The organism is Staphylococcus sp. HMSC069E10 (assembly GCF_001809205.1).
In the GTDB taxonomy this organism is placed as follows: Bacteria; Bacillota; Bacilli; order Staphylococcales; family Staphylococcaceae; genus Staphylococcus; species Staphylococcus hominis.
Genome location: NZ_KV796472.1, coordinates 114,609 through 138,229 on the forward strand (window position 1 = coordinate 114,609; position 23,621 = coordinate 138,229).

23 protein-coding genes are annotated in these 23,621 nt (G+C 29.9%); 9 read left to right on the forward strand and 14 right to left on the reverse strand.

Annotated elements, in window-relative coordinates:
- The first annotated feature begins 5 nt into the window (after positions 1-5).
- Positions 6-500: a threonine/serine exporter family protein gene (locus HMPREF2561_RS02670; RefSeq protein WP_002448047.1), complete on the forward strand. Its 495-nt coding sequence runs from the start codon at positions 6-8 to the stop codon at positions 498-500.
- A 14-nt stretch (positions 501-514) separates the two neighbouring features.
- Positions 515-1,744: a peptidase T gene (pepT, locus tag HMPREF2561_RS02675; protein ID WP_017175934.1), complete on the forward strand. Its 1,230-nt coding sequence runs from the start codon at positions 515-517 to the stop codon at positions 1,742-1,744.
- Positions 1,745-1,789: 45 nt separating this feature from the next.
- On the opposite strand, the gene HMPREF2561_RS02680 is transcribed toward pepT, so the two are convergent.
- The 3 genes from HMPREF2561_RS02680 to HMPREF2561_RS02690 form a co-directional block, all read right to left on the reverse strand.
- The gene (locus tag HMPREF2561_RS02680; RefSeq protein WP_070468301.1) at positions 1,790-2,914 is read right to left on the reverse strand and encodes a glycerate kinase; all 1,125 of its coding nucleotides are present in this window, start codon (positions 2,912-2,914) and stop codon (positions 1,790-1,792) included.
- Positions 2,915-3,117: 203 nt separating this feature from the next.
- Entirely contained in the window at positions 3,118-3,438 is a 321-nt protein-coding gene (ytxJ, locus tag HMPREF2561_RS02685; protein ID WP_002449093.1) for a bacillithiol system redox-active protein YtxJ, read from the reverse strand.
- Between the two features lie 126 nt (positions 3,439-3,564).
- Positions 3,565-4,431: an EMYY motif lipoprotein gene (locus HMPREF2561_RS02690; protein ID WP_049415420.1), complete on the reverse strand. Its 867-nt coding sequence runs from the start codon at positions 4,429-4,431 to the stop codon at positions 3,565-3,567.
- A 107-nt stretch (positions 4,432-4,538) separates the two neighbouring features.
- On the opposite strand from HMPREF2561_RS02690, the gene HMPREF2561_RS02695 reads away from it, so the two are divergent.
- The 3 genes from HMPREF2561_RS02695 to HMPREF2561_RS02705 all read left to right on the forward strand — a co-directional run bounded on the left by HMPREF2561_RS02695 (position 4,539) and on the right by HMPREF2561_RS02705 (position 6,416).
- Positions 4,539-5,054, forward strand: coding sequence for a GrpB family protein (locus HMPREF2561_RS02695; RefSeq protein ID WP_017175937.1), 516 nt, complete (start codon positions 4,539-4,541; stop codon positions 5,052-5,054).
- A 93-nt stretch (positions 5,055-5,147) separates the two neighbouring features.
- Positions 5,148-6,074 carry a UDP-N-acetylmuramate dehydrogenase gene (gene murB, locus HMPREF2561_RS02700; protein WP_049415425.1) on the forward strand — a complete coding sequence of 309 codons (927 nt, stop codon included), beginning with the start codon at positions 5,148-5,150 and terminating at the stop codon, positions 6,072-6,074.
- Between the two features lie 27 nt (positions 6,075-6,101).
- Complete coding sequence (locus tag HMPREF2561_RS02705; RefSeq protein ID WP_017175939.1) at positions 6,102-6,416, forward strand: CHY zinc finger protein; 315 nt, start codon at positions 6,102-6,104, stop codon at positions 6,414-6,416.
- Between the two features lie 242 nt (positions 6,417-6,658).
- Here HMPREF2561_RS02705 and HMPREF2561_RS02710 read toward each other — a convergent pair whose 3' ends face one another.
- The 7 genes from HMPREF2561_RS02710 to nrdI all read right to left on the reverse strand — a co-directional run bounded on the left by HMPREF2561_RS02710 (position 6,659) and on the right by nrdI (position 14,217).
- A complete protein-coding gene (locus tag HMPREF2561_RS02710) occupies positions 6,659-7,693 on the reverse strand; it encodes a ferrated catecholamine ABC transporter substrate-binding lipoprotein SstD (protein WP_048761397.1) in 1,035 nt (344 codons plus the stop codon).
- Between the two features lie 106 nt (positions 7,694-7,799).
- Positions 7,800-8,570, reverse strand: coding sequence for an iron ABC transporter ATP-binding protein (locus tag HMPREF2561_RS02715; protein WP_017175941.1), 771 nt, complete (start codon positions 8,568-8,570; stop codon positions 7,800-7,802).
- Entirely contained in the window at positions 8,567-9,526 is a 960-nt protein-coding gene (locus HMPREF2561_RS02720) for an iron chelate uptake ABC transporter family permease subunit (protein WP_002449066.1), read from the reverse strand. The genes HMPREF2561_RS02715 and HMPREF2561_RS02720 overlap by 4 nt, the downstream gene beginning before the upstream one ends.
- Positions 9,516-10,484 (reverse strand): ABC transporter permease, encoded by a 969-nt coding sequence (locus HMPREF2561_RS02725; RefSeq protein WP_002449086.1) that lies wholly within the window; start codon positions 10,482-10,484, stop codon positions 9,516-9,518. Before HMPREF2561_RS02725 ends, HMPREF2561_RS02720 begins: the two co-directional genes overlap by 11 nt.
- Positions 10,485-10,668: 184 nt before the next feature.
- On the reverse strand, positions 10,669-11,637 hold the full coding sequence (gene nrdF, locus HMPREF2561_RS02730) for a class 1b ribonucleoside-diphosphate reductase subunit beta (RefSeq protein WP_002455627.1): 969 nt from the start codon (positions 11,635-11,637) through the stop codon (positions 10,669-10,671).
- Between the two features lie 113 nt (positions 11,638-11,750).
- Entirely contained in the window at positions 11,751-13,856 is a 2,106-nt protein-coding gene (gene nrdE, locus HMPREF2561_RS02735) for a class 1b ribonucleoside-diphosphate reductase subunit alpha (protein ID WP_002488027.1), read from the reverse strand.
- Complete coding sequence (nrdI, locus tag HMPREF2561_RS02740) at positions 13,819-14,217, reverse strand: class Ib ribonucleoside-diphosphate reductase assembly flavoprotein NrdI (protein ID WP_002449085.1); 399 nt, start codon at positions 14,215-14,217, stop codon at positions 13,819-13,821. Before nrdI ends, nrdE begins: the two co-directional genes overlap by 38 nt.
- Positions 14,218-14,954: 737 nt before the next feature.
- On the opposite strand from nrdI, the gene HMPREF2561_RS02745 reads away from it, so the two are divergent.
- From HMPREF2561_RS02745 to HMPREF2561_RS02760, 4 genes are all read left to right on the forward strand, one after another.
- Positions 14,955-15,821 carry a DMT family transporter gene (locus HMPREF2561_RS02745; protein ID WP_002449096.1) on the forward strand — a complete coding sequence of 289 codons (867 nt, stop codon included), beginning with the start codon at positions 14,955-14,957 and terminating at the stop codon, positions 15,819-15,821.
- A 10-nt stretch (positions 15,822-15,831) separates the two neighbouring features.
- Positions 15,832-16,332, forward strand: a complete 501-nt coding sequence (queF, locus tag HMPREF2561_RS02750) for a preQ(1) synthase (protein WP_049419785.1) — start codon at positions 15,832-15,834, stop codon at positions 16,330-16,332.
- 299 nt (positions 16,333-16,631) lie between these two features.
- Entirely contained in the window at positions 16,632-18,137 is a 1,506-nt protein-coding gene (locus HMPREF2561_RS02755) for an S-Cys-Gly-3M3SH uptake peptide MFS transporter (protein ID WP_049419786.1), read from the forward strand.
- Between the two features lie 128 nt (positions 18,138-18,265).
- Positions 18,266-19,189, forward strand: coding sequence for a diacylglycerol/lipid kinase family protein (locus tag HMPREF2561_RS02760; protein ID WP_049419787.1), 924 nt, complete (start codon positions 18,266-18,268; stop codon positions 19,187-19,189).
- A 62-nt stretch (positions 19,190-19,251) separates the two neighbouring features.
- Here HMPREF2561_RS02760 and HMPREF2561_RS02765 read toward each other — a convergent pair whose 3' ends face one another.
- The 4 genes from HMPREF2561_RS02765 to HMPREF2561_RS02780 all read right to left on the reverse strand — a co-directional run bounded on the left by HMPREF2561_RS02765 (position 19,252) and on the right by HMPREF2561_RS02780 (position 23,548).
- Positions 19,252-19,788, reverse strand: a complete 537-nt coding sequence (locus HMPREF2561_RS02765) for a 5' nucleotidase, NT5C type (RefSeq protein ID WP_049419788.1) — start codon at positions 19,786-19,788, stop codon at positions 19,252-19,254.
- Positions 19,789-19,882: 94 nt separating this feature from the next.
- Positions 19,883-20,938 carry a histidinol-phosphate transaminase gene (gene hisC, locus HMPREF2561_RS02770; RefSeq protein ID WP_049419789.1) on the reverse strand — a complete coding sequence of 352 codons (1,056 nt, stop codon included), beginning with the start codon at positions 20,936-20,938 and terminating at the stop codon, positions 19,883-19,885.
- A gap of 135 nt (positions 20,939-21,073) precedes the next feature.
- Positions 21,074-22,588: an ABC transporter permease/substrate-binding protein gene (locus tag HMPREF2561_RS02775; RefSeq protein WP_049419790.1), complete on the reverse strand. Its 1,515-nt coding sequence runs from the start codon at positions 22,586-22,588 to the stop codon at positions 21,074-21,076.
- A 3-nt stretch (positions 22,589-22,591) separates the two neighbouring features.
- Entirely contained in the window at positions 22,592-23,548 is a 957-nt protein-coding gene (locus HMPREF2561_RS02780; RefSeq protein WP_049379634.1) for an ABC transporter ATP-binding protein, read from the reverse strand.
- Positions 23,549-23,621: the final 73 nt, after the last annotated feature.

A 23,621-nucleotide genomic window follows, 5' to 3' on the forward strand; every position in this document is an offset into this window, starting at 1 on the left:
TATGTATGTTATTTTATTTATTTCATTTTGTTATAAGTTTTATTTCGACAGTACTTTTTTCTATTATATTTAACGCGCCTAAACGACTTTTACTTGCTTGTGGATTTGTCGGCGCCTTAGCTTGGACAATTTATCAATATACCGTAGATATGGATTTAGGAAAAGTTGGCGCTGCGTTTTTAGGTAGTTTAATTCTTGGTTTATTAAGTCATGTGATGAGTCGACGCTATAAAAGACCCGTGATTATCTTCATTGTGCCAGGTATAATCCCTCTTGTTCCTGGTGGTACAGCATATGAAGCAACACGATTTTTAGTATCTAATGACTATACTCATGCTGTGAATACATTTCTAGAGGTCACATTAATTTCTGGTTCAATTGCTTTTGGAATATTAGTAGCAGAAATTCTCTATTATATTTACACACGTATTAAGCAATTTTATGGTAAAATCAAAGGAAAAACGTACAGAAAATCTTACAATATGAACAATAGAGTCTAAGGGGATGTTTCGTCATGAAAGTACAGATTATAGATAGATTATCAAGATATGTGAAAATAGATACACAATCAAATCCCGAATCGAAATCGACGCCTTCTACTGAGAAACAATGGGATTTATTACATTTATTACAAAAAGAACTGCAAAACTTTGGATTAGAAACAGAATTGGATAATAATGGTTATCTTTTTGCTACTTTAGAAAGTAACATAGAAAAAGAAGTTCCTACGGTAGGTTTCTTAGCACATGTAGATACATCACCAGATTTTAATGCGACAAATGTTAATCCTCAGATTATAGAAGATTATGATGGTCAACCTATTAAATTAGGTCAAACAAATCGAGTATTAAGTCAAGATGTATTTCCAGAACTTAAAAAATTAGAAGGTCACACTCTAATGATTACAGATGGTACATCTTTACTAGGTGCCGATGATAAAGCAGGTGTTGTAGAAATTATGGAAGCAGTAAAATACTTGCAGACCCATCCAGAAATTAAACATGGTCGCATACGTATAGCTTTTACACCTGATGAAGAAATAGGTCGTGGTCCTCACAAATTTAATGTGAAACGCTTTAATGCCGATTTCGCCTATACTATGGATGGCAGTGAGTTTGGAGAATTACAATTCGAAAGTTTTAATGCAGCAGAAGCAACAATCACTACACATGGTGTAAACGTTCATCCTGGTTCTGCAAAAAACGTTATGGTTAATGCTATTGGATTAGCACATCAATTCCATAGTCTACTACCTGCTAATGAAGTACCAGAACGTACAGAAGGTTATGAAGGATTCTATCATTTAATGAAAATAGAAGGAACAGTTGAAAAAGCTTCTTTACAATATATTATAAGAGATCATGATAGAAAATCTTTTGAACTTAAAAAGAAAAAACTTTTAGAAATTCGTGATGATATTAATATTCATTATGAAGGTTATCCAGTAAAAGTAGATATCGAAGACCAATACTATAATATGGCTGAACAAATTAAGCCACATCCGTATATTATTGATATTCCTAAAAAAGTATTTGCAGATTTAGAGATAAAACCAAATACTGCGCCTATACGCGGTGGTACTGATGGTTCTCAGCTTTCATTTAAAGGTTTACCTACACCTAATATTTTTACAGGATGTGGAAACTTCCATGGCCCATTTGAATATGCTTCTATCGATGTAATGGAAAAAGCAGTACAAGTGATTATCGGTATTGCTCAAGAAGTAACACAATATGAAAAATAATAAATAAAAAAAGTTTAGTTCATTCTTTGAACTAAACTTTTTTATTTATTTTATTCCATTAGCTGTAGTTTTTAATAATCGCAAAGCTTGAACTGTATAATGTCTAATTTGAAGACCCATTTTAAAATCTGTGTATGTTTTCGGCATTTCAATAAATGTGTTAAACATGGCTGTTACGCGATGATGATTAAATATATCAAACTTATCATTAGTCGCACAAATTGCAATAGATGGTTTGTGATATTTTTCTGTAAGTTCCGCAATAGTCAATGTGGTTGTTTCAAGCATATGATCTTCTTCTTTTAAACCCTCTCCAAAGATAATTAAATCTGCCTGAGATACTAACTCATCTAAATGTGTAATTTGATTTACTAGTTCATGACTCGTTAAAATTTCTGTGTTGTATAATGCTTTCAACACCGCAGCAATACCGCCACCGGCTCCGCCACGTTCAATTGGCCCTAAAGCAATATGTAATTCATTTTTCATAATCTCATTTAAGTACCAAATTAAATTATCAATTTCCACTGCTTTTTTGTGTGGAATTTGATGGTTATAGCTTAATTTCATAATTTCACTATTTTTTCCATACAACTTACTAGAAAAATCCGTCATCACTTGTAGTCTGACATTTTCCAATGTACTAGGCAGTCCAGAAATGTCAATATGACGAATGAACTTAATCATTTGTGCGCCTTCTCGTGCGTCAAGTTCTCTATTTTCATCATCATAAAATTTAGCTCCTAAAGCTTGCAGCATCCCTACGCCACCATCAAAACTATCCATACCACCTAAAGATATAATAATATGATCTGTGTTCTTGTTTAATGCATCTAAAATAACTTCTCCTAACCCAAAACTAGTACGTTGTTCAATTGCTTTATGACCTTTTGAAAATAAATTACTTTCAATAATTACAGTACCTTCTTCAGTTTGTCCATATATCGTTTCAATCTCATTCATATCAGCATCATGAACATTCACTTTATATTTTGTACCTGATTGCCAAAGAAATACTGAATTTAATAATTCATGACGTCCGTTAAATAAAGGTACCTGTACAATATCTGCATGATCAATTTGACTTGCTATTGCCTCTTCCACATAACGATTCGCTTGATAACTCGAAATAATACCGTTAAATTCATCCATGGCTACTAAAATTTTCATTCTATTTTCACCTCATGCCACTTTCTATCTTTCTTAAATTCATACGTTATAACTTCACTTTCACATTATACATAGGTTCATCGCATATTTCATTTTTTACATTTTATAAATATAAAAGTCATTTAAAATGATAAAAATGTAGATATAATAAAGAGCTGGTAACAAAAAATGTACCAGACTCTTAAATCGATATATTATCTTTCTTATTCTTCAGCTTGTGCTAATGTAGATACATTAATATCACTATGACTAGCATTCCATACAGCTTTTCCATCTACAAAATAAAAAGCTTGTGGTGATTCATGTTTCACATTTGTCTTTTCAGCAATATAATCAGAAAGTTTTCTTTCTTCTTGAACTACTAGATAATATCCATCTATGTCTCTTTCATATAAAAACTTATTAAATTGATCAAATGCTGCAGCTGAAATTGGACATGTGTCACTATGTTTTAATACAAATACATCGTTATGTTCTTCTAATACTTGTTCAAACTGGTCAATCGAACTCAGCTTTATAGCCATTCTATTCACCTCTAAATTTTTTAACTTTGTCCCTTTTTTTAAATTAAACTTCTCAATGGCTACAATTATACACATTTCATCATATAATGTTAACCAAAAATTTAAATTTAGGTTTTATTCGTTTTGCTATACTTTTTCTAATTTTGTTTTAAAGTTGTGATTTCCCTTACTTAAATCTTTACCCGTTTTAGGTAGTTTCTCAACATTAATTTTTGAAAGTTGATCTTCAATCTTAATAGTTGTTTCACGTGTCTCATAATAATCAAGTAAATTATAGTACATTTCTATCGCATTTTTACGAGCATTGTTTACATGTGAATCTGTAATATTAGTCTGATTTAAATCTTTAATCTGTTTTTGTATCAGTGGTTTTATATGCTCATTAATTGCTTTTGAAGTAGGATAATTATCCTTTTCTAAATATTTTTGAGCAGTTTTTCGTAAATTACGATTATTGTTTTCAATTTTAGATTTTAATAGATGTGCATTTTCTTGATTATTTGTTTTACGTATATCTTTTTCTACTAGTGCTCTATTTATTTCAAATGAATGTGTATAATTTAGAATTTTTTCATTTTCCACAACTGATTGATTATATAAATCTACAAATGATTTAATTTCATTTATAGATTGATGTTGATTACTCACATGATTTAAATAATCTTTCTTTAATTGACGAGTTTTATTTGTCTTAGCCGGAAGATGTTTAGCTTCTTTTTCATACTCTTTAAACTCAGGCACTAAACGGTGATTTATATTTTTCTGTAGTCGTTCAAATGACTTTTTATTTTTATCTGTTGTATCGGTTTTACTTATATCATTTAAACGGTTCAGCTCTAATTGATTCATCACTTTTTCCACGCTTTTTTGCTTGGTCTCTACTTTAGATAGGTGTTGTTTGAAGCGATTTAAATCTTCGTTATTATTCTGACCACAACCAGAAAGTATCAAACAGTATAGTGAACATAATGAAAGTATTATTAATTTTTTCATTTTTGCACTCCTAACACCCGTATTATACATAAAGTTATTTATATTGAAAATAAATTATGTTATAGTATTTCAGAATTTGTATAATAATTTAATTGAAGGAGTTACACATGTATGCATCTGTTCAATCATTTATAAATTGTTCCAACGGCAATGATTATCATCAGTTGTACGAAGACACTAAAGCTCTGTTATTTAACTTGTTAGATTCTCCAGTAAAATTTACACAACATATCGGAGGAACAAAACATTTTTCTTATCCCACAGAACCGATTTTAGATGTTTTAGTTGGAGTCAACAATCTCCATGATATTACCTCTCTTGATGAAAAGAGATTGAATTATGTAGGCTTTTATCGATTACACCACCCTTATAAAAAGAAAGTGATGATGGCAAAATTTGATAATATGATCAATCTTAAGCAAATAATACGATTACATATTATTCAAATAGATACGCCCTTATTCACTCAATATTTAGCTATAGATCACGTACTGTCTACACAAAAACACGTAGCACAGATGTTTTCTAATCAGAAAAATAAATTTATCAATCTAAACTCAACAATCCGATACTACGAAAACCAAAAACAGAAATTTTTTGATAATTTGTATCATACACTTTAATGATATACAAATTGTTTTAAACTCTTTTAGCAAAACATATGTAAAGTTGCTATAATAAAGTTTAGATTATAGAAGAGAAGAAAGGATGTACTTATGTTAGAACAAGAAGACATCTTAAAAGATTTAAAATCTTTAATACCTGACAATATTATTAAAGTTAATGAACCGTTAAAACGTTATACATACACGAAAACTGGTGGAAATGCAGATTTTTACCTTTCACCTACTGAAAATAAGCAAGTACAAACTATCGTACGTTATGCTCACGAACATCAATTACCTGTTACATATTTAGGGAATGGTTCAAATATTATTATTCGCGAAGGCGGTATCAGAGGTATTGTGATTAGTCTATTATCTCTTAATCATATTAATGTCTCAGATGATGCAATTATAGCAGGAAGCGGTGCAGCAATTATAGATGTATCGAGAGCGGCAAGAGATCACGTTCTTACCGGCTTAGAATTTGCTTGTGGCATTCCTGGTTCTGTTGGTGGTGCTGTTTATATGAATGCAGGCGCATATGGAGGAGAAATTAAAGATTGCATCGATTATGCTTTATGTGTAAATGAACACGGCGATTTGATACAACTTACTAAAGAACAATTACATTTAGACTATAGAAACAGTGTCGTTCAAAAACAACATTTAGTAGTTCTTGAAGCAGCATTTACTTTAGAACCAGGTAACTTGAACGAGATTCAAGCTAAAATGGATGATCTTACAGAACGTCGTGAATCTAAACAGCCACTTGAATACCCGTCATGCGGTAGTGTATTCCAACGTCCTCCAGGTCATTTTGCTGGAAAATTAATTCAAGATTCAAATCTTCAAGGTCATCGTATTGGTGGCGTAGAAGTCTCAACTAAACATGCTGGGTTTATGGTAAATGTCGATAATGGTACAGCAACAGATTATGAGAATTTAATTCATCACGTACAAAAAGTCGTGAAAGAAAAATTTGATGTTGAATTACATCGTGAAGTTCGAATCATTGGCGAATATCCAGAGTCAGAGTAAATTCTCAATGTTAGGAGATGTGAAACAATGCTAAAAGTTTATGGTTCTCTCGTAGACAATGAAACACGTTGTATTCACTATCATACATTTCTTGACATTATAGCGATTAAATTTAAATGTTGTGAAAAGTATTATCCTTGTTATCAATGTCATAACGAACATGAATCTCATAACATTCAGCGTTGGTCAGCAGAGGAATTTCATAAAAAGGCGATACTTTGTGGAGTTTGTCAAAATGAACTCTCTATTCATGAATACATGATGACTGAAACATGTCCAAATTGCCAAGCACATTTTAATTCACGTTGTAAATTTCACTATCATTTATATTTTGAAATTTAATACTTAAATTAAATGATATATAGAATAACATATAAAGACAAAGTATTTTGGCAAGACTCTTGAGGGAACAGGACAAACTAAAGACTACAGACTAAAGTTGTCCCCTAACAAATCGAGCCAACCATACGAAGTATTGTAAATAAAGAAGCCAGTAAATGAATTTATAATAAACTCATTTACTGGCTATTTTTCTAGGATGTATGTCCCACTCTTTTATTTATTCTAAACTTAATATCCTAGATTTATTTTTTAGTTTTATCAATTACTTTTTCTAATTCATCAATCTGTTTTACTGTTGTTGTTGTTGAGCCTGAAGCAAAATACCATAATTTAGGATCTAATTCATAAACATTGTTATTTTTAACTGCTGTTACATCTTTAATAACATCATTTTTTAATACTTGTTTAGCTGTCGATTTTCCACCCACAACTGACCCGCGATCCATTGCTAAAATGATATCTGGATCATGATTACTGATATATTCATTATTAATGTTTTGACCATGTGGACTTATTTTAACGTGTTTATCTGCTGGTTTAAAGCCTAGTGTATTAAATACCAAATCACCAAATCTTCCGCCTGGTCCGAATGTAGAAAGTTCTCCTTCATTAACTAAAAGATACATTACAGATTTATCGAAATTCTTAGTTTGTTTTTTCATATCTGAAATTTTTTGATCTAATTTTGTATTCATATCTTTTGCTTTATCTTCTTTGTTATAAATTTTACCTAGATTTTCTGTGTTCTTTTTCATATCTTTAATATAATGATCTTCACTTGCGCCTACATAGACAACTTTAGCTTTAGGCGCTGCTTTTTTAAACTCATCTAGATTTTTCTGAGTGGCTGCTCTACTTGAAATATAAATAACATCCGGTTTAGCTTCAGCTATTTTATCGAAATTTATTTCTTTTAAATTACCAGTATTAATATATTTATCCTTTTTAAATTCACTTAGAAAACTTGGTAAAGATTCATTATTTTCGCCTTTTGGTAAGCCTTTCACTTTATCAGCTACACCCATTTCTTTCAAAACATCTAATGCTCCATAATCTAGAACAACCGCGTTCTTAGGATTTTTAGGCACTTTCACAGTGTTACTAATTTTTTTATCCTCATTACTACTTTCGTCATTTCCACTTGCTGAAAAGCTATTTTTAATTGAAACTGTATCTTTTGAATCATTTTCATTATTTGATTTATTACCAGAATTATTACTACACGCTGATAATACTAAAGCTAAAGTTAAGACTAAAAATAAGACTGTTTTCTTCATATGTATTTCTCCTTTTATAAGTTAAATTTGGCACTCAATTTTTCAACTATTTTCTTTTATATTTTCTAAGCATCACCCCTTTAAATATAAAAATATTTATCTCATTTTAAAAGATAACCTCATCATAGTATAAACAAATACGTTGGCCTCTAATTTCTTCTACATGAACATCCATTTCATACAAATCTCTTAACACATTTGTTTCAATTATACTATCTTTTGGGCCAGATTTAACAATTTCACCTTTCTTTAGTGCAACAATGTAATCTGAATAACAAGATGCAAAATTAATATCGTGGAGTACAATAACAATCGTTTTATTTAAATCGCGACACAATGTTCGAAGTATCTGCATAATTTGAACTGAATGTTTCATATCTAAATTATTTAACGGTTCATCTAACAAAATGTATTCTGTATCTTGAGCAATTGTCATAGCAATATACGCACGTTGTCTTTGTCCTCCAGATAGTGTTTTTATATTTCTATCTTTGATTTCCCTTAGATGTAGTAAATCAATGGCATATGCAACTTTCTCATGATCTTCTTTTTTCATTCGACCTTTTGAATAAGGAAAACGCCCAAAATTTACAAGCTGTTCTACAGTGATATTCATATCAGTATGATTTGTTTGTTTTAAAATACTTAACTTTTTTGCTAATTCATCACTTTTATAATCATCAATTAATTTATTTTCAATATTAATTGTACCGTTCTGATATTCAAATAATCGACTTACTGCTGATAGAAGTGTACTTTTTCCTGCTCCATTTGGACCTATCAAAGAGGTTAACTTACCCTTTTGTATATCAACATTTATATCTTTCAAAATAGATTTACTCTGAATTTTTTTATCTAAATTTCTAATCTGAATCAATCTTCATTCCTCCTTTTAATAAGTAAGTATATGAAGTAAATACCTCCAACTAAATCTATAATAAGACTAAATTCAGTGGTAGCTTTAAACATATTTTCTATAATCCACTGAGCTATAAATAAACTAATCCAACTTATAAGAATCGTTGCGGGTAAAATATATTTATGTTCATATGTTTTCATGAATTCATGCGCTAAATTGACTGTTAATAATCCTAAAAATGTAACAGGACCTACTAAAGCAGTAGATATTGATACTAATAAAGCCACTAAAATTAATAAAAGTTTTGTCATTTTTTCATATGATACACCTAAGTTAATAGACTGATCTTTCCCTAGTAATAACACATCTAAATAAGGTCTTAATATAAAAGCAATTACAATTAAAATAATTAAAAGTATACTTGAAATAAGAACAAGTTTAGAATTAGAAGCGTCAAAACTTGCAAACATCGCACTTTGAACGGTTAAAAAGTCATCTGGATTCATAATAAGTTGAATAAATCCAGTGATACTACGGAAAAATGTTCCTAATACTACCCCAACAAGTAAAATAAAATAAACCGAAAAATGTCCTAATTTAAACATGCCTTGAAATAATACTAAAGAAAAAAGAACCATCACTACGAGAGTTAGAAGAAAATTCAAATAAGTATTTGTCACTACACTGGCTTGTGTACCTAATAAGAACACAGGCAAGACTTTAATAAATAAATAAACTGAGTCTAATCCCATAATTGAAGGAGTAAGTAATCTATTCGCAGTGATAGATTGGAAAATAACAACTGCCGTACTAATAGATCCACCAACAAGTAAAATTAAAACTAATTTTCTTATTCGACTTTCAAACTGATATTGAAAAATTTCAAAATCCAAACCTACTAGTAAGTAGAAAGCAGCCATGCAAATCGTAAAAAGAAAGAGAATTAATATTTTTTTATTAGCACTAATTTGCATAATTATTTCTACCTTTCATCAATAAAACTAAGAAAATAATCGTTCCAAATACTCCTATTGTTAAACCAATATTTATTTCATAAGGGTAAACAATTAATCTACCAATAATATCGGAAAACAATACAAATATAGAACCTAGCATTAATGTATGAGGTAATGCATTTTTCAAGTGGTCGCCTCTATACATTGAAATAATATTAGGAACAATTAAACCTAAAAATGGTAATGTTCCAACTGTCACGACAACTAATGCTGTCAATGTTGCAGTGATTAAAAGCGCAATATTTATAATTTGTTCATATTTAACACCTAAATTATGACTAAAATCTTTGCCCATTCCAGCAATCGTAAAGTGATTGGCAAATATATAAGCGATAATTAATAAAGGAATAGCTAAATATAAAATTTCATAACGGCCGCTTGTAATAACAGCAAAATTCCCATTCAACCAATTATTAATACTTTGTAGTGCATTCGTTCTTAATGCTATAAAAGTGGTAAAACTTGAAACAATGCCACCAATCATAATACCTAAGAGCGGGACAAAAATAACTTCTTTCACTTTTATAAAATTGATTAGTTTAACGAATAAAAATGTTCCTCCTAGGCTTAATGCAACTGCAAAAGTCAATTTGATCAATATATGACCTTTTGGGAAAAATATGAGTGAAAGTAATATTCCTAATTTTGCCCATTCCATTGTTCCAGCTGTAGTAGGACTTACAAATTTATTTTGCATCATCTGTTGCATAACTAGTCCTGCTAAAGCAAGAGAACTTCCAGATAAAAGAATACTTATAGTTCTAGGAATACGACTAGAAAATAAAATATTTTTCTGATTATCTGACAAATGAAAAAGATCAGTTATTGATAATTGACTTACGCCAATAAATAAAGAAAGTATACTTAATATCACTAAAATGATTAATAATGTATAACCTTTGAATAGAAACTTCATTCGTAATGCTCCTTAGTATATATACCATTTCCATTGAAAATGATTATCATTTAACTATATATTAAATTGTCATAATAAATTTTTCAATAGTAATACTAATATTCTTTTATTTTTTATAGAGAAATTAAAAAAACTAATTGCAGTGATGATTCTACAATTAGTTTTTCTAAAATTAGTTATTATTCTAATCTTCAAAAATAAAATCTTCGTCTTGTAAAGCTTCCACGTTAAGTGCTAATGTATAGCCGTCTCCTTTTACTGAGAAAAAGTCATGATTTTTTGTTGATGTATCTAATGCATTTTCAATAATAGGATTAAACTCTTTTTCTTCAAAATAAGGTTCAAATCCTAAGTTTGATAAAGCTTTATTCCCATTATATTGTACATAATTTAAAACATCTTCAGTTAAACCGATATCATCATATAACATATGTGTATATGATACCTCATTTTTATATAGTTCTTCTAACAACTTATACATTTCTTTATCAGCTTTTTGTTTTTCATTTTCTGATAGCTCATTACGTAAACTTTGAGCATCTAAACCGGTAAAAACTCCATGAATTGATTCATCAAGTAAAATTTTTCTAATAATTTCACCAGAAGTTGTCATTTTTCCTTGACCCGCAAGATAAAGTGGATAATAGAAACCAGAATAGAACAAGAACGTTTCTAAGAAAACACTTGAAACTCTTGCCATATATTGATCAAAAATAGAGGCTTCTTTTCCCCAAAGTTTATGATAATTAGAGATAATTTTATCAGATTTATATTTTAAATGAGGCTCTTCAATTACCCAAGTATCTAATAGATAATTTGTTTCACTAGATGGAAGTAACGTTGTAAAAATATGTGAATAACTTTTAGCATGAATTTGTTCCATCATTTGCATAAATGAATAAACTGCTTTTTTACGTAAATCTGTTGTATGTAGCATAATTAATGGCATACCATCATCCGCTTGATGTGTATCTAATCCAGTTAAACCTGCTAAAGCACGTTTAAACGTATTTTTTTCATCCTCTGTTAGTGTCTTCCAACTTGCTATATCCTTTGAAACTTTAAATTCTGTTTCTACCCACATTTGTGAAATGTTTTGACGCCAAAACATATTTGTCATATCTTCTTGAGTATTCCAATTGACGGCCTTCATTAATAAAATCCTCCTCTATTTATTAACCATTACATTATTTAAGAGGATAAGATTAAAATGCTTCTCTATGAGAATAATTTAATCTTTCCTCTAAATATTTATTTCACTATTAATTAAATTGCACAACTTGTACATTCTTCAACACTTAATAATTTATTACGTGTATAGTATAAAGATTTCAATCCTTTGTGATGTGCGTATACGTATAATCGTGACAATTCACGTGTTGAAATTTCAGAATTAACATATAAAATTGTTGAAATCCCTTGGTCCACATGTGTTTGAATTGTTGAAATTAAATCTATAAGTTTCATTTGATCAGTATTAAATGCTGATTTATAGTACCACATTGTTTCAGGTGATAAGAAAGGCATTGGATAAAATGTTTCAGCATTTCCGTACGTACGTCGTTCAATTTGATCTACGATTGGCATGACCGAACTAGTTGCATTCTGAACATATGAAATACTTTGAGTTGGTGCAATAGCTAATCGATAAGCATGATATAAACCATATTCTTGTACTTGTTGTTGTAATGATTTCCAGTCTTCTGATGTAGGAATTTGCATATTAGCAAATAATTCTTTTACTTTTTCAAATTGTGGCACGAACTCTTGTGATGTATAAAAATCAAAATATTTGCCACTTGCATAATCTGATTTATCAAAATCTTGATATGCTTCTCCACGTTCTTTAGCAATTTCCATAGAACGTTCAATTGAATAATAGTTCATCATCATAAAGAAAATATTAGCAAAATCTTTGGCTTCTTCAGATTCATAGCCAATTTTATTTTTCGCTAAATAGCCATGTAAGTTCATTACACCTAAACCTACAGAATGTAACTCATTATTTGCTTTTTTCACACCTGGTGCATTTTGAATATTTGCTTCGTCACTTACTACTGTTAATGCATCCATTCCAGTATGTACTGAATCTCTGAATTTACCCGTTTCCATTACATTCACTATGTTCAATGAACCTAAATTACATGAAATATCACGTTTAATTTCATCTTCAATTCCATAGTCATTAATAATTGACGTTTCCTGTAATTGGAAAATTTCAGTACATAAATTACTCATTTTAATTTGACCAATATTTGAATTCGCATGTACTTTATTCGCATTATCTTTAAACATTAAATATGGATAGCCTGATTGCAGTTGTGTTTGAGCAATCATATTCAACATTTCTCGTGCATCTTTTTTCTTTTTAAGAACATTAGGATTAGCTACAAGTTCATCATAATATTTTTCAATATCAATATCGTCTAATGTCACTCCATATTCTTGTTTTACAGTATGAGGTGCAAACATATAAAAGTCTTTACCTTCTTTAGCTAAATCAAAGAATTTAGATGGAACAATAAGACCAGTGGAAATTGTTGATAGACGTAAGTCTTCATCGGCATTTACTTTTTTAGTATCTAAGAATTCTTCAACATCATAATGGAAAATGTTTAAATATACTGCTCCAGCTCCAGGACGTTGACCTAATTGATCAGCATAACTAAATCCACCCTCTAATGCTTTTGCTACAGGTAATACACCTTTAGCTACGCCTTTAATACCTTTAATTGCTTCACCACGTGCACGTAATTTAGATAAATTGATAGCCACGCCACCACCAATTTTACTTAATTGTTTAGCAGTAGAATCTATGAAATTAATTGAGTTTAGACTATCATCAACTTCTAGTAAAAAACATGAAACAAGCTCTCCACGACGTGCGCGTCCTGCATTTAAAAATGTAGGTGTAGCAGGTTGATAACGTTGTTCAATCATCGCTAAAATAAATTGTTTAGCTTGTTCTTTATTACCATCTGCTAAATATAGAGCAACTATGGCAACATGTTGATTATAGTCTTCTAAGTACTTAGATTTATCATTTGTTTTTAAAGCATAATCTTTATAAAATTTGCTTGCAGACATATAACTAGCAAATTCAAAATTAATAGATTTTGCGAATTCGATAATTTCTATTAAATCTTCTTCGCTATACTTCTTAAATACATTAAAATAAAAATGATTATCTACTAAGTAATGTAAACGTTCAATTTCGCTATCAAAATAAATTGTTTTATCGCTAATTTCTTCTAAGTAAACGTTTAAAGCTTCTTGATCTTTCTCAAGATTAAAAAAGCCATTGTCTTTACGTTTAGTTACTTCATTGTTTAATTCAATATGATTGTACTTTTTCTCGTCCATAATCTTCATTGAAATGCCCCACCTTATCTCTAAATTCGATAACATCTTTATTTGTACCTTGAACCTCAAATTTCATTAATAAAGGCACATGGTATGTTTCAGAAATTGTTCGACCTGCTTTCGCAAAGTTTTGTCCCCAGTTACGATTACCACTAGCAGCAACAGCACGTATATAAGCATGATTAACTTCTAGAAAAGACTGTACTTCCTTAGGAACTTCACCAAAACCAATTGTACCTGTAACTAAAATATAAGGTTCTTCTATACTATCCTTACAATTGTCTTTATTGATTTCTAATACATTTTTAATTTCACTACGTTTTATAAATCTTCGTACATTTCCTGAAAAAGAGAAATAAACTACTTTCATAGGAACGCCCTCTTTCGACAATCTTATTAATTAAAAAGAAGTTCTCTTAGTCTTATAAGAAAACTTACTTTTAGAACGAATATCATTTCGTTAACTTAATCAAGTTAATACTACATATTGTGTTTCTAATTATTAATCTTTAAAAATCATTATTTATAAATCGTTCATGTAAATAGTGTAGATTCCGAAAAAACCAATCCAAATAAGTGTGAAATTGCTACTAAAATGAATTATTCATACAATCTTTCTATTTTCCTCAAACACAACATATTGTGTCTCAATTCAAAACCCAACACTATATTCTGTGTTTCATTATACATAAATGGTACCCTAATTAAAAGTTAATATTTGATGTCAAATGTTCGTGAAATCGGTTAAAGGTGCATCATAGCTATATTAAAAACTAAGAAAATTTTATTTTAGTTTTTTTAAGGTATTTCACTTGATTTTTTGCCTACCATTACTAAACCTTATTTATTCGGGATTTCCAATACATAAGAATGTAAATCATAATATATTGTTAGCCATTTATTAAAAAAATAACTCATTTTTTATATTAAAAGCCGAATAAATTTCTATTTTACGAATTAAAAATTTAGAGTATATTTAACCATATTAAGAACATATGTTCGTTATCATTATAATTTTTCTTTTTTATCTTTGCAAGTACTTATGCATCCACAAATAAATTATGCTAATATATAGACGTTAAATTTTTATAAATGAGGAGATATACTTTGAATCCTAAGGTAAAAGGTATCATTGCTATTTTAATTTCTGCTATTGGTTTTAGTTTTATGTCTGTTTTTTTTAGACTAGCCGGAGACTTACCCGTATTTCAAAAATCTTTAGCAAGAAATTTGGTAGCCATGTTTATTCCATTATTTTTCATAATAAAATATAGGCAACCTATATTGGGTAAAATGAGTAGTCAACCCCTTTTAATGACTAGATCGACGTTAGGTCTTATAGGGGTATTATTAAATATTTACGCTATTGATCACATGGTGTTAAGTGATGCTGATACTTTAATGAAGCTTAACCCTTTTTGGACTATTTTATTAAGTTTAATATTTTTAAAAGAGAATATTAAAAGGTATCAAATTATAGCTATGTTAATTGCTATTTTTGGTATGTTATTCATTGTTAAACCAGAATTTTCTTCAACTATGTTCTCTTCTTTAGCCGGTTTATTCTCAGGTATCTTCGCTGCATCTGCATATACTTGTGTACGAGCATTAAGTAAACGTGAAGCACCTTATACTATTGTATTTTATTTTTCATTATTTTCAGTCATCGTTCTGATTCCATTTTCTATTGCAACATATGAACCGATGACAAAGTTACAAATTATATATTTATTAGGAGCTGGATTATCAGCGGCAGTAGGACAAATTGGTATTACATTAGCATATAGTTTTGCTCCAGCAAAAGACATTTCTATTTTTACGTATGCTTCTATATTATTTACTGCATTATTTGGCTTTATATTATTCGGAGAAACACCAGATTTCTATGCATTTATAGGTTATATCATCATTATTGGCGCTAGTTACTTTATGTTTGAAAAAGCACGTAGACAATCTAATACATCTAACAATTAGGAGGCAAATTATGACACAAGGTCGCAATAAAGAAGAATTACAAGATATTACATTATTAGGCAATCAAAAGAATAAATATGAATTTGACTATACACCCCAAGTACTCGAAACTTTTGATAATAAACATCAAGGAAGAGATTATTTTGTAAAGTTTAATTGTCCAGAATTCACTTCTCTTTGCCCTATCACTGGACAACCCGATTTTGCTACAATTTATATTTCATATATACCAAATATAAAAATGGTAGAATCAAAATCACTAAAATTATATTTATTTAGTTTTAGAAATCATGGTGATTTTCACGAAGATTGTATGAATATTATCATGAATGACTTAATTGACTTAATGGATCCTCATTATATAGAAGTATGGGGTAAGTTCACGCCACGTGGAGGCATTTCAATAGATCCATATACAAATTATGGTCGTCCAAACTCTAAATATGAAAAGATGGCCGAACATCGTTTAATGAATCACGATATGTATCCTGAAAAAATAGACAATCGATAACATGTTTTTAACTCCTTTTATTTTTACTAATGTAATATAAAAGGAGTCATTTTTATTCTAGATTTTTTTAATAAACTATTGCGATTTATTAAATTAAAGCGTATTTTAATATTATCGCTAAAATTTATAAAGATATAAGTTCATGAGCAATAAAAACTTTTATTTTTATAAGTTATTATATTTTATTTGACTGAAAATTCTAAAAATTTATATTTTTAAGAAATTCTTGTGAAATTTAATTGTACAATCATATTTACATAGTAATCAGTCATATTAGGAAAGAAAGGAGTGGGATGTTAATGGCAACAAATAACTCCCATGAACAAACAATTCAATCAATACCACAGAAAGGATTTTTCGGTCATCCTAGAGGACTAGGTGTGCTCTTTTTCGTAGAGTTTTGGGAAAGATTCAGTTACTACGGTATGCGTGCGATGCTCATATTTTATATGTATTTCGCAATACACCAGAATGGATTAGGTATTGATAAAACTACAGCAATGTCAATTATGTCAGTATATGGAGCACTGATTTACATGTCTTCTATTCCTGGCGCATGGATTGCTGATAGAATTACAGGCACACGTGGTGCTACTTTATTAGGTGCTGTACTTATTATTATTGGACATATCTGTTTAAGTTTACCATTCGCCTTATTTGGTTTATTCTCATCAATGTTCTTTATTATTATCGGATCAGGTTTAATGAAACCTAATATTTCAAATATTGTAGGTCGTTTATATCCTGAAAATGATACACGTATTGATGCAGGTTTCGTTATTTTCTATATGTCTGTTAACTTAGGTGCATTAATTTCACCTATCATACTGCAACATTTTGTAGATATACGTAATTTCCATGGTGGCTTCCTTCTTGCAGCTATTGGTATGGCATTAGGTCTTGTTTGGTATTTATTATTTAATAGAAAAAATTTAGGTAGTGTTGGAATGAAACCTACTAATCCACTATCTAAAGAAGAAAAGCGTAAATATGGAATGATTATCGGTATCATAGTAGCAATTGTGATTGTCGTATTATTAGTTACATATTATACCCATACACTTTCCTTCGATTTAATTAGTAATACTGTATTAGTTCTAGGAGTAGCTTTACCAATCATTTACTTTACAACTATGCTTCGTAGTAAAGACATTACCGATGTAGAACATTCTCGAGTAAAAGCATTTATACCTTTATTTATTTTAGGTATGTTATTCTGGTCAATTCAAGAACAAGGTTCTAACGTTTTAAATATTTATGGTTTGGAACGTTCTGACATGCAACTCAACTTATTTGGTTGGACAACTCGATTTGGGGAAGCTTTGTTCCAATCTATCAATCCATTATTTATTTTATTATTTGCACCAGTTATTTCTATGATTTGGTTAAAAATGGGTAAAAAGCAACCTTCTTTAGCTATTAAATTTAGTATTGGTACATTACTAGCAGGTTTATCATACATTCTAATTGGATTAGTTGGTTTAGGTTATGGACATACACAATTCTCAGTTAACTGGGTTATTTTATCATATGTAATCTGTGTTATTGGGGAACTTTGTTTATCACCTACAGGTAATAGTGCTGCTGTTAAACTTGCACCTAAAGCATTTAATGCTCAAATGATGAGTGTATGGCTATTAACAAATGCTTCAGCGCAAGCAATTAACGGTACATTAGTAAAATTAATTAAACCACTTGGTCAAACGAATTATTTTATTTTCTTAGGCACAGTTGCTATTGTTATTACTCTTATCATTTTAGTTTTCTCACCTAAGATTACGAAAGCTATGAAAGGTATTCACTAATTAAATACAAAATAGTAAAAAATACTTCTAGTTATAACATCTAGAAGTATTTTTTACTTATATATTTAAAATTATAAAATTCAGGGTAATTATTTATAATATAATTTTAAATGAAAGTAGGTTGAACTATGGAGCAACAGTATAATCATGGGGTGTTATTTTACCATGAACATAGTGGGCTTAAAGATATATATGATGGATTGGGAGAAGTCGCTAAATCACTAACTCAGTTATGTAAGCATCTTTCAATACAATTAAGTGAAAATGAAGGTGACATTGAAAGATATTGTAAAGAAATAAAAGACCATACTTATAGTAATGATATCGATATCGTTTTTATATTGGGAGGAGACGGTACAGTTAACGAATTGATTAATGGTGTGATGAAATATGATCTAAACCTTCCTATAGGTATCATTCCAGGTGGAACATTTAACGATTTTACTAAAACATTAAACTTAAATCCTGACTTCAAAAAAGCTAGTGAACAATTGTTGTCTTCACATGTTGAGTCATATGATGTTATGAAAGTAAATGATAATTATGTACTTAACTTTGTCGGGCTAGGACTTATCGTGCAAAATGCTGAAAATGTTCAAGAAGGACGCAAAGATATCTTTGGAAAATTAAGCTATGTTGGTTCTACTGTAAAAACACTCATGAATCCCGACCATTTTGACTATACAATGACAGTAGACGACAAAGAATATAAAGGAAATACGTCTATGCTAGTGATAGCAAATGGACCTAATATTGGAGGCAGTCGCATTCCACTTACAGATCTTTCTCCACAAGATGGAAAATTAAATAGTTTTATATTTGAACAACAAAGTTTTAGTATTTTAAACGATATTTTCAAAAAAAGAGATAGCATGAATTGGAATGAAATTACCGAAGGAATTAATCATATTCCAGGTTCTCACATAACATTACGCACTGAACCAACTATGAAAGTAGATATTGATGGAGAAATTAATTTAGAAACACCTATCACTATTGATGTGTTACCTAAAGCAATCAATATCCTTACTTTTTCGAATGATGAGAAATAACAACTATATCATAATCAAAAGGTATGTATGATTGCTTCAAGCTTCATACATACCTTTTTACTTTAATTGTTATTTAAAAACATTGCTTCTACATCTTTCCAGCCATTCACTCGTTTAAAACGTGTTTCATTTATATTATGTGCAGCCGTAAAGATAATAGGTTCTCCTTCGAAAATTTGAAGCTGACGAGGATTATCATCTATTAAATAATCTGTTTTAACAATATTTTTTCTTCCACAAAAAATAAAATGCTGTGGATCTAAAAATGGAAAATATTCTAATAACCATTCATATTTATCATGAAATGAAGTGGGTACGTCCATTGCCGCTGTAGCGATATATACATCATAATGCTCATTGAGTTTTTCTACTACCTCTTGAGCATGTGGTATCACTTTAAGATGTCTAAAAAACTCTGGCGCTCTTAAAATATCTCTTACTAACCCATCATGTTCAGGAATCACATGGTTTAATTTTTGACCATTTAATGATTCCATTGTAATTCCTAATTTAGTTTCAATATTAACTGCTTCAATAATTGCACCTAAAGTATCTGCTAATACTTCATCCATATCTATTGCTATAGATTTACATGCCATGCTATCACTTCCTTAGTTATCTTTTGCACATTTTCAAAGTATAGCAAAAAACCTTTAATTCGTCATGAATCGTAATTAAAGGTTTTTCATTAGTTTAATAATTAAATTGTTTTAATACTTCAATCATTTTATTATTTTGTTCTTCAAATCCAATTGTAATACGTACGCCATTAGGAAATGGTCTAGTGATACAGCCAACGTTTAGTAATGCATTATACAATGCTTGTGGCTTATCTGTTACTACAAATACAAAGTTCGTTTGACTAGGTAAAAAGTGTTTACTTTGTTCAATGTCATAAAACTTTTCACGTTCTTTTGCATTTTTTCTAGTAATCTCTTTTAAATAATCTTGATCCTCTAATGCTGCAATCGCTGCATATTCTGAAATTCGTGTCACATTAAATGGTGGACGAATGATATTCCATTTTTCAATAGCTTCATTTGTTGCCACAACGTATCCTACACGTAAACCTGCTAATCCATATGCTTTAGAAAATGTTCTTAATAAAAATGCATTATCAAAGCGTTCTTGTAGTTTTAATGTATCAGGATAATCTTCAGCAGTGACGAATTCGAAATACGCTTCATCAATTAAGACTGGCACATGACTTGGAACACGTTCCAAAAATGACTCTAATTCATCATGACTAAAATATGTACCTGTAGGATTATTAGGATTACATAACCATACTAATGAGGTATCAGAATTAACCTCTTTTAAAATGCCTTCCAAATCAAATCCGCCATTTTTTAACGGTACTTTTACAACTTCAGCTGATTCAACAATCGCATTATGATAATATTGTCCAAAAGTAGCTTCACTTGTCACAATTTTATCTCCTGGTGTTAAAACTGCTCTAGAAATCATAAGTATTACTTCATCTAAACCTGCACCAAATAAAATTCGAGATTCATCAACATTTAAATGCTTACTAATTGCTTTTCGTAATGATGGAGAGCCTGTTTCCGGATAGTAGAATAACTCATCTAAGTGCGCTTCAATTGCTTCTTTTACACGAGGTGATGGTCCATATAAATTTTCATTCGATGCTAGTTTATATAACTCACCTTCTATACCAAATTTTTCTTTAAGTGCTTGCGGTGATAACCCAGGTTGATATGCCGATAATTGTTGTAATTGTTTTTTCATTTATGATCACTCCTATATAAATTAAGTTACTTTCCTTTTTCACTTATTAATTAAAATAGTACCATAAATTATCGATTTATACTTTATGTGTTAAAAAGCTCATAGATAAAATGTATCTATGAGCTTTTTACAAATTTAATGTGATAATCCTTCTTTTTCTAAATATTGTTTAGCAACTTTATATGGATCTTCATTTTTCACTGTCACTTTATAATTCATTTCTTGCATTTGTTCATCCGTAATTTTATTTGATAATTGATTTAAAGCTTTTTTAATTTCCGGATGTTCTTTTAGAAACTTTTCTTTAAACATTGGAGCACCTTGATAAGGTGGGAAAACATGTTTATCATCTTTAAGTACTACCATATCATATTGTTTTAATTCAGCATCTGTAGAATACGCATCAATAAGATTAATGTCGCCTTTCTCTACTGCCGTATAACGTAGTTTAGGTTCCATTTGTTTAATATTAGAAAGATTCAAGTTATATTTTTTAGCTACTGCTTTATAACCATCATCTCTATCTTTAAATTCCATAGTAAATCCTGGTTTAAGTTGACCTTGTACTTTACGTAAATCACCAATTGATTGTAAATGATGTTTTTTAGCAAAATCTCTTTTAACAGCTAAAGCATAGGTATTATTATATTTCATTGGTTTAAGCATCGTCATATCATATTTTTTCTCTAAACTTGCTTTAGCTTGGTGATATACATCAGCTTCTTTTTTAGATTTTAGATCCTCTTTAGTAAGTTCTCCTAGTACTGTACCTGTAAATTCTAAGTACCCATCTATATCGTCTGATTTTAACGCATTAAATAAGAATGAGGTTTTACCCATACCACTTTTAACATTAACTGTATCATGTGTTTCCTCTTCAATTAATATTTTATACATATTCGTAATAATTGAAGGTTCAGAACCTAATTTTCCTGCCATAGTAATCGTTGCACCTTTTTTACCAAAGAGTGGAACAACAATAACAAGTAAGATAATTAATAGAATAATACCTAGTGTAATAAGAAGTTTTTTATAAGATAATTTCGCCATATAACGCAATATAAAATCAAATAAAATAGCTAATAATGCAGCTGGAATAGCGCCAATCAATATAAGTGCTGTATTGTTACGATCAATGCCTAATAAGATCAAATCCCCTAATCCACCTGCTCCAATTAATGCAGCTAATGTAGCAGTACCAATAATAAGCACCATAGCTGTACGTATACCTGCCATAATGACTGGCATTGCAATAGGTAACTCGACTTTAGTTAAACGTCGCATTGGTTTCATACCGATACCTTTGGCTGCTTCTGTTAGAGAAGGCTCTACTTCTTTAATACCTGTATATGTATTTCTTAAAATAGGTAATAGCGCATATACTACTAATGCAATAATTGCTGGAACTTTTCCTATACCAAAAATTGGAATCATTAATCCAAGTAAAGCAAGGGATGGAATAGTTTGTAATACCGCTGCGATATTCATTACAACTTCAGATAAACGCTTTGTTTTAGTTAAAGCAATACCAAGTGGTACTGCAATTAAAATTGCGATAAATAAAGCAATAAAAGAAATTTGTATGTGCTCAAAAATTGTTCTTAGTAATTCTCCTCTACGATCATTGAGCGTTGTTAAAAATTCGTTCATGCTTTAACCCTCCTTATCATTTTTAGATAGATAGTCAAAAACATCTTCTCTTCTTAATAATGACTGTGTTAAAGCATGATTATTTTCTACAATGACTGCTTCATGTTTAGCAAGTATCTCGTAAATATCTTGAAGTTTCATACTATCTTTTATAATTGGGTATCCTTGTTTTTCGTCATATTCAGTAAGTGTTCTTGTAAGATTTAGATCGGAGATTTTTGAATGATTGATATCTTTATGCAAGTGATCGCCCATAAACTCTCGAACAAATTGATTTTTAGGATGCTCTTGGAATCCTTCAGGTGTGTCAATTTGTTCAACACGACCATCATTTAATAAACAAATACGATCTCCTAATTTCATTGCTTCTTGTATATCGTGTGTTACAAAAATAATTGTCTTTTTAATTTTCGTTTGTAATTCTAATAAATCATCTTGTAATTTTTCTCTACTAATGGGGTCTAACGCACTAAAAGGTTCGTCCATTAATATTACTGGAGGATCAGCTGCTAATGCTCTTACCACGCCTACACGTTGACGTTGTCCTCCCGATAATTCATCTGGTTTACGATCTCGGTATGTATTTGGATCTAATCTAACCATATCTAATAATTCATCTACACGTCGATGAATATCTTTGTCTTTCCACTTTTTCATTTGAGGAACTTGTGCGATATTTTCTTTAATCGTCATATGTGGAAATAATGCGATTTGTTGTAGTACATATCCAATATCCCAACGCATCTCATAAACTGGATAATCACTCACTGGCTTATCTTTAAAATAAATGTATCCTTCACTTAACGATATTAATCGATTAATCATTTTTAAAGTAGTTGTTTTTCCACAACCTGAAGGTCCGATTAAAATAAAAAATTCTCCTTCATTAATCTTAAAACTCACATCATCAACTGCAACATTCGTTCCATAACGTTTTGTTACATTTTTAAACTCTATCATCTTGTCACCTTCATTTCCTTCACATCACTATAAAATTTATATTGCTTATTTTCTATTAAATCATGTTTATTGA

Bases quoted from the DNA above. Each gene is read 5' to 3' on its own strand.
- HMPREF2561_RS02695 (WP_017175937.1), top strand. From the start codon at position 4,539: ATGTATGCATCTGTTCAATCATTTATAAATTGTTCCAACGGCAATGAT.
- HMPREF2561_RS02780 (WP_049379634.1), bottom strand. From the start codon at position 23,548: ATGATAGAGTTTAAAAATGTAACAAAACGTTATGGAACGAATGTTGCA.
- HMPREF2561_RS02725 (WP_002449086.1), bottom strand. From the start codon at position 10,484: ATGAAGTTTCTATTCAAAGGTTATACATTATTAATCATTTTAGTGATA.
- HMPREF2561_RS02710 (WP_048761397.1), bottom strand. From the start codon at position 7,693: ATGAAGAAAACAGTCTTATTTTTAGTCTTAACTTTAGCTTTAGTATTA.
- HMPREF2561_RS02760 (WP_049419787.1), top strand. From the start codon at position 18,266: ATGGAGCAACAGTATAATCATGGGGTGTTATTTTACCATGAACATAGT.
- HMPREF2561_RS02670 (WP_002448047.1), top strand. From the start codon at position 6: ATGTTATTTTATTTATTTCATTTTGTTATAAGTTTTATTTCGACAGTA.
- ytxJ (WP_002449093.1), bottom strand. From the start codon at position 3,438: ATGGCTATAAAGCTGAGTTCGATTGACCAGTTTGAACAAGTATTAGAA.
- hisC (WP_049419789.1), bottom strand. From the start codon at position 20,938: ATGAAAAAACAATTACAACAATTATCGGCATATCAACCTGGGTTATCA.
- HMPREF2561_RS02775 (WP_049419790.1), bottom strand. From the start codon at position 22,588: ATGAACGAATTTTTAACAACGCTCAATGATCGTAGAGGAGAATTACTA.
- HMPREF2561_RS02755 (WP_049419786.1), top strand. From the start codon at position 16,632: ATGGCAACAAATAACTCCCATGAACAAACAATTCAATCAATACCACAG.
- pepT (WP_017175934.1), top strand. From the start codon at position 515: ATGAAAGTACAGATTATAGATAGATTATCAAGATATGTGAAAATAGAT.
- murB (WP_049415425.1), top strand. From the start codon at position 5,148: ATGTTAGAACAAGAAGACATCTTAAAAGATTTAAAATCTTTAATACCT.
- HMPREF2561_RS02765 (WP_049419788.1), bottom strand. From the start codon at position 19,788: ATGGCATGTAAATCTATAGCAATAGATATGGATGAAGTATTAGCAGAT.
- HMPREF2561_RS02705 (WP_017175939.1), top strand. From the start codon at position 6,102: ATGCTAAAAGTTTATGGTTCTCTCGTAGACAATGAAACACGTTGTATT.
- nrdF (WP_002455627.1), bottom strand. From the start codon at position 11,637: ATGAAGGCCGTCAATTGGAATACTCAAGAAGATATGACAAATATGTTT.
- HMPREF2561_RS02690 (WP_049415420.1), bottom strand. From the start codon at position 4,431: ATGAAAAAATTAATAATACTTTCATTATGTTCACTATACTGTTTGATA.
- nrdI (WP_002449085.1), bottom strand. From the start codon at position 14,217: ATGAAAGTAGTTTATTTCTCTTTTTCAGGAAATGTACGAAGATTTATA.
- nrdE (WP_002488027.1), bottom strand. From the start codon at position 13,856: ATGAAGATTATGGACGAGAAAAAGTACAATCATATTGAATTAAACAAT.
- HMPREF2561_RS02680 (WP_070468301.1), bottom strand. From the start codon at position 2,914: ATGAAAATTTTAGTAGCCATGGATGAATTTAACGGTATTATTTCGAGT.
- queF (WP_049419785.1), top strand. From the start codon at position 15,832: ATGACACAAGGTCGCAATAAAGAAGAATTACAAGATATTACATTATTA.
- HMPREF2561_RS02720 (WP_002449066.1), bottom strand. From the start codon at position 9,526: ATGCAAATTAGTGCTAATAAAAAAATATTAATTCTCTTTCTTTTTACG.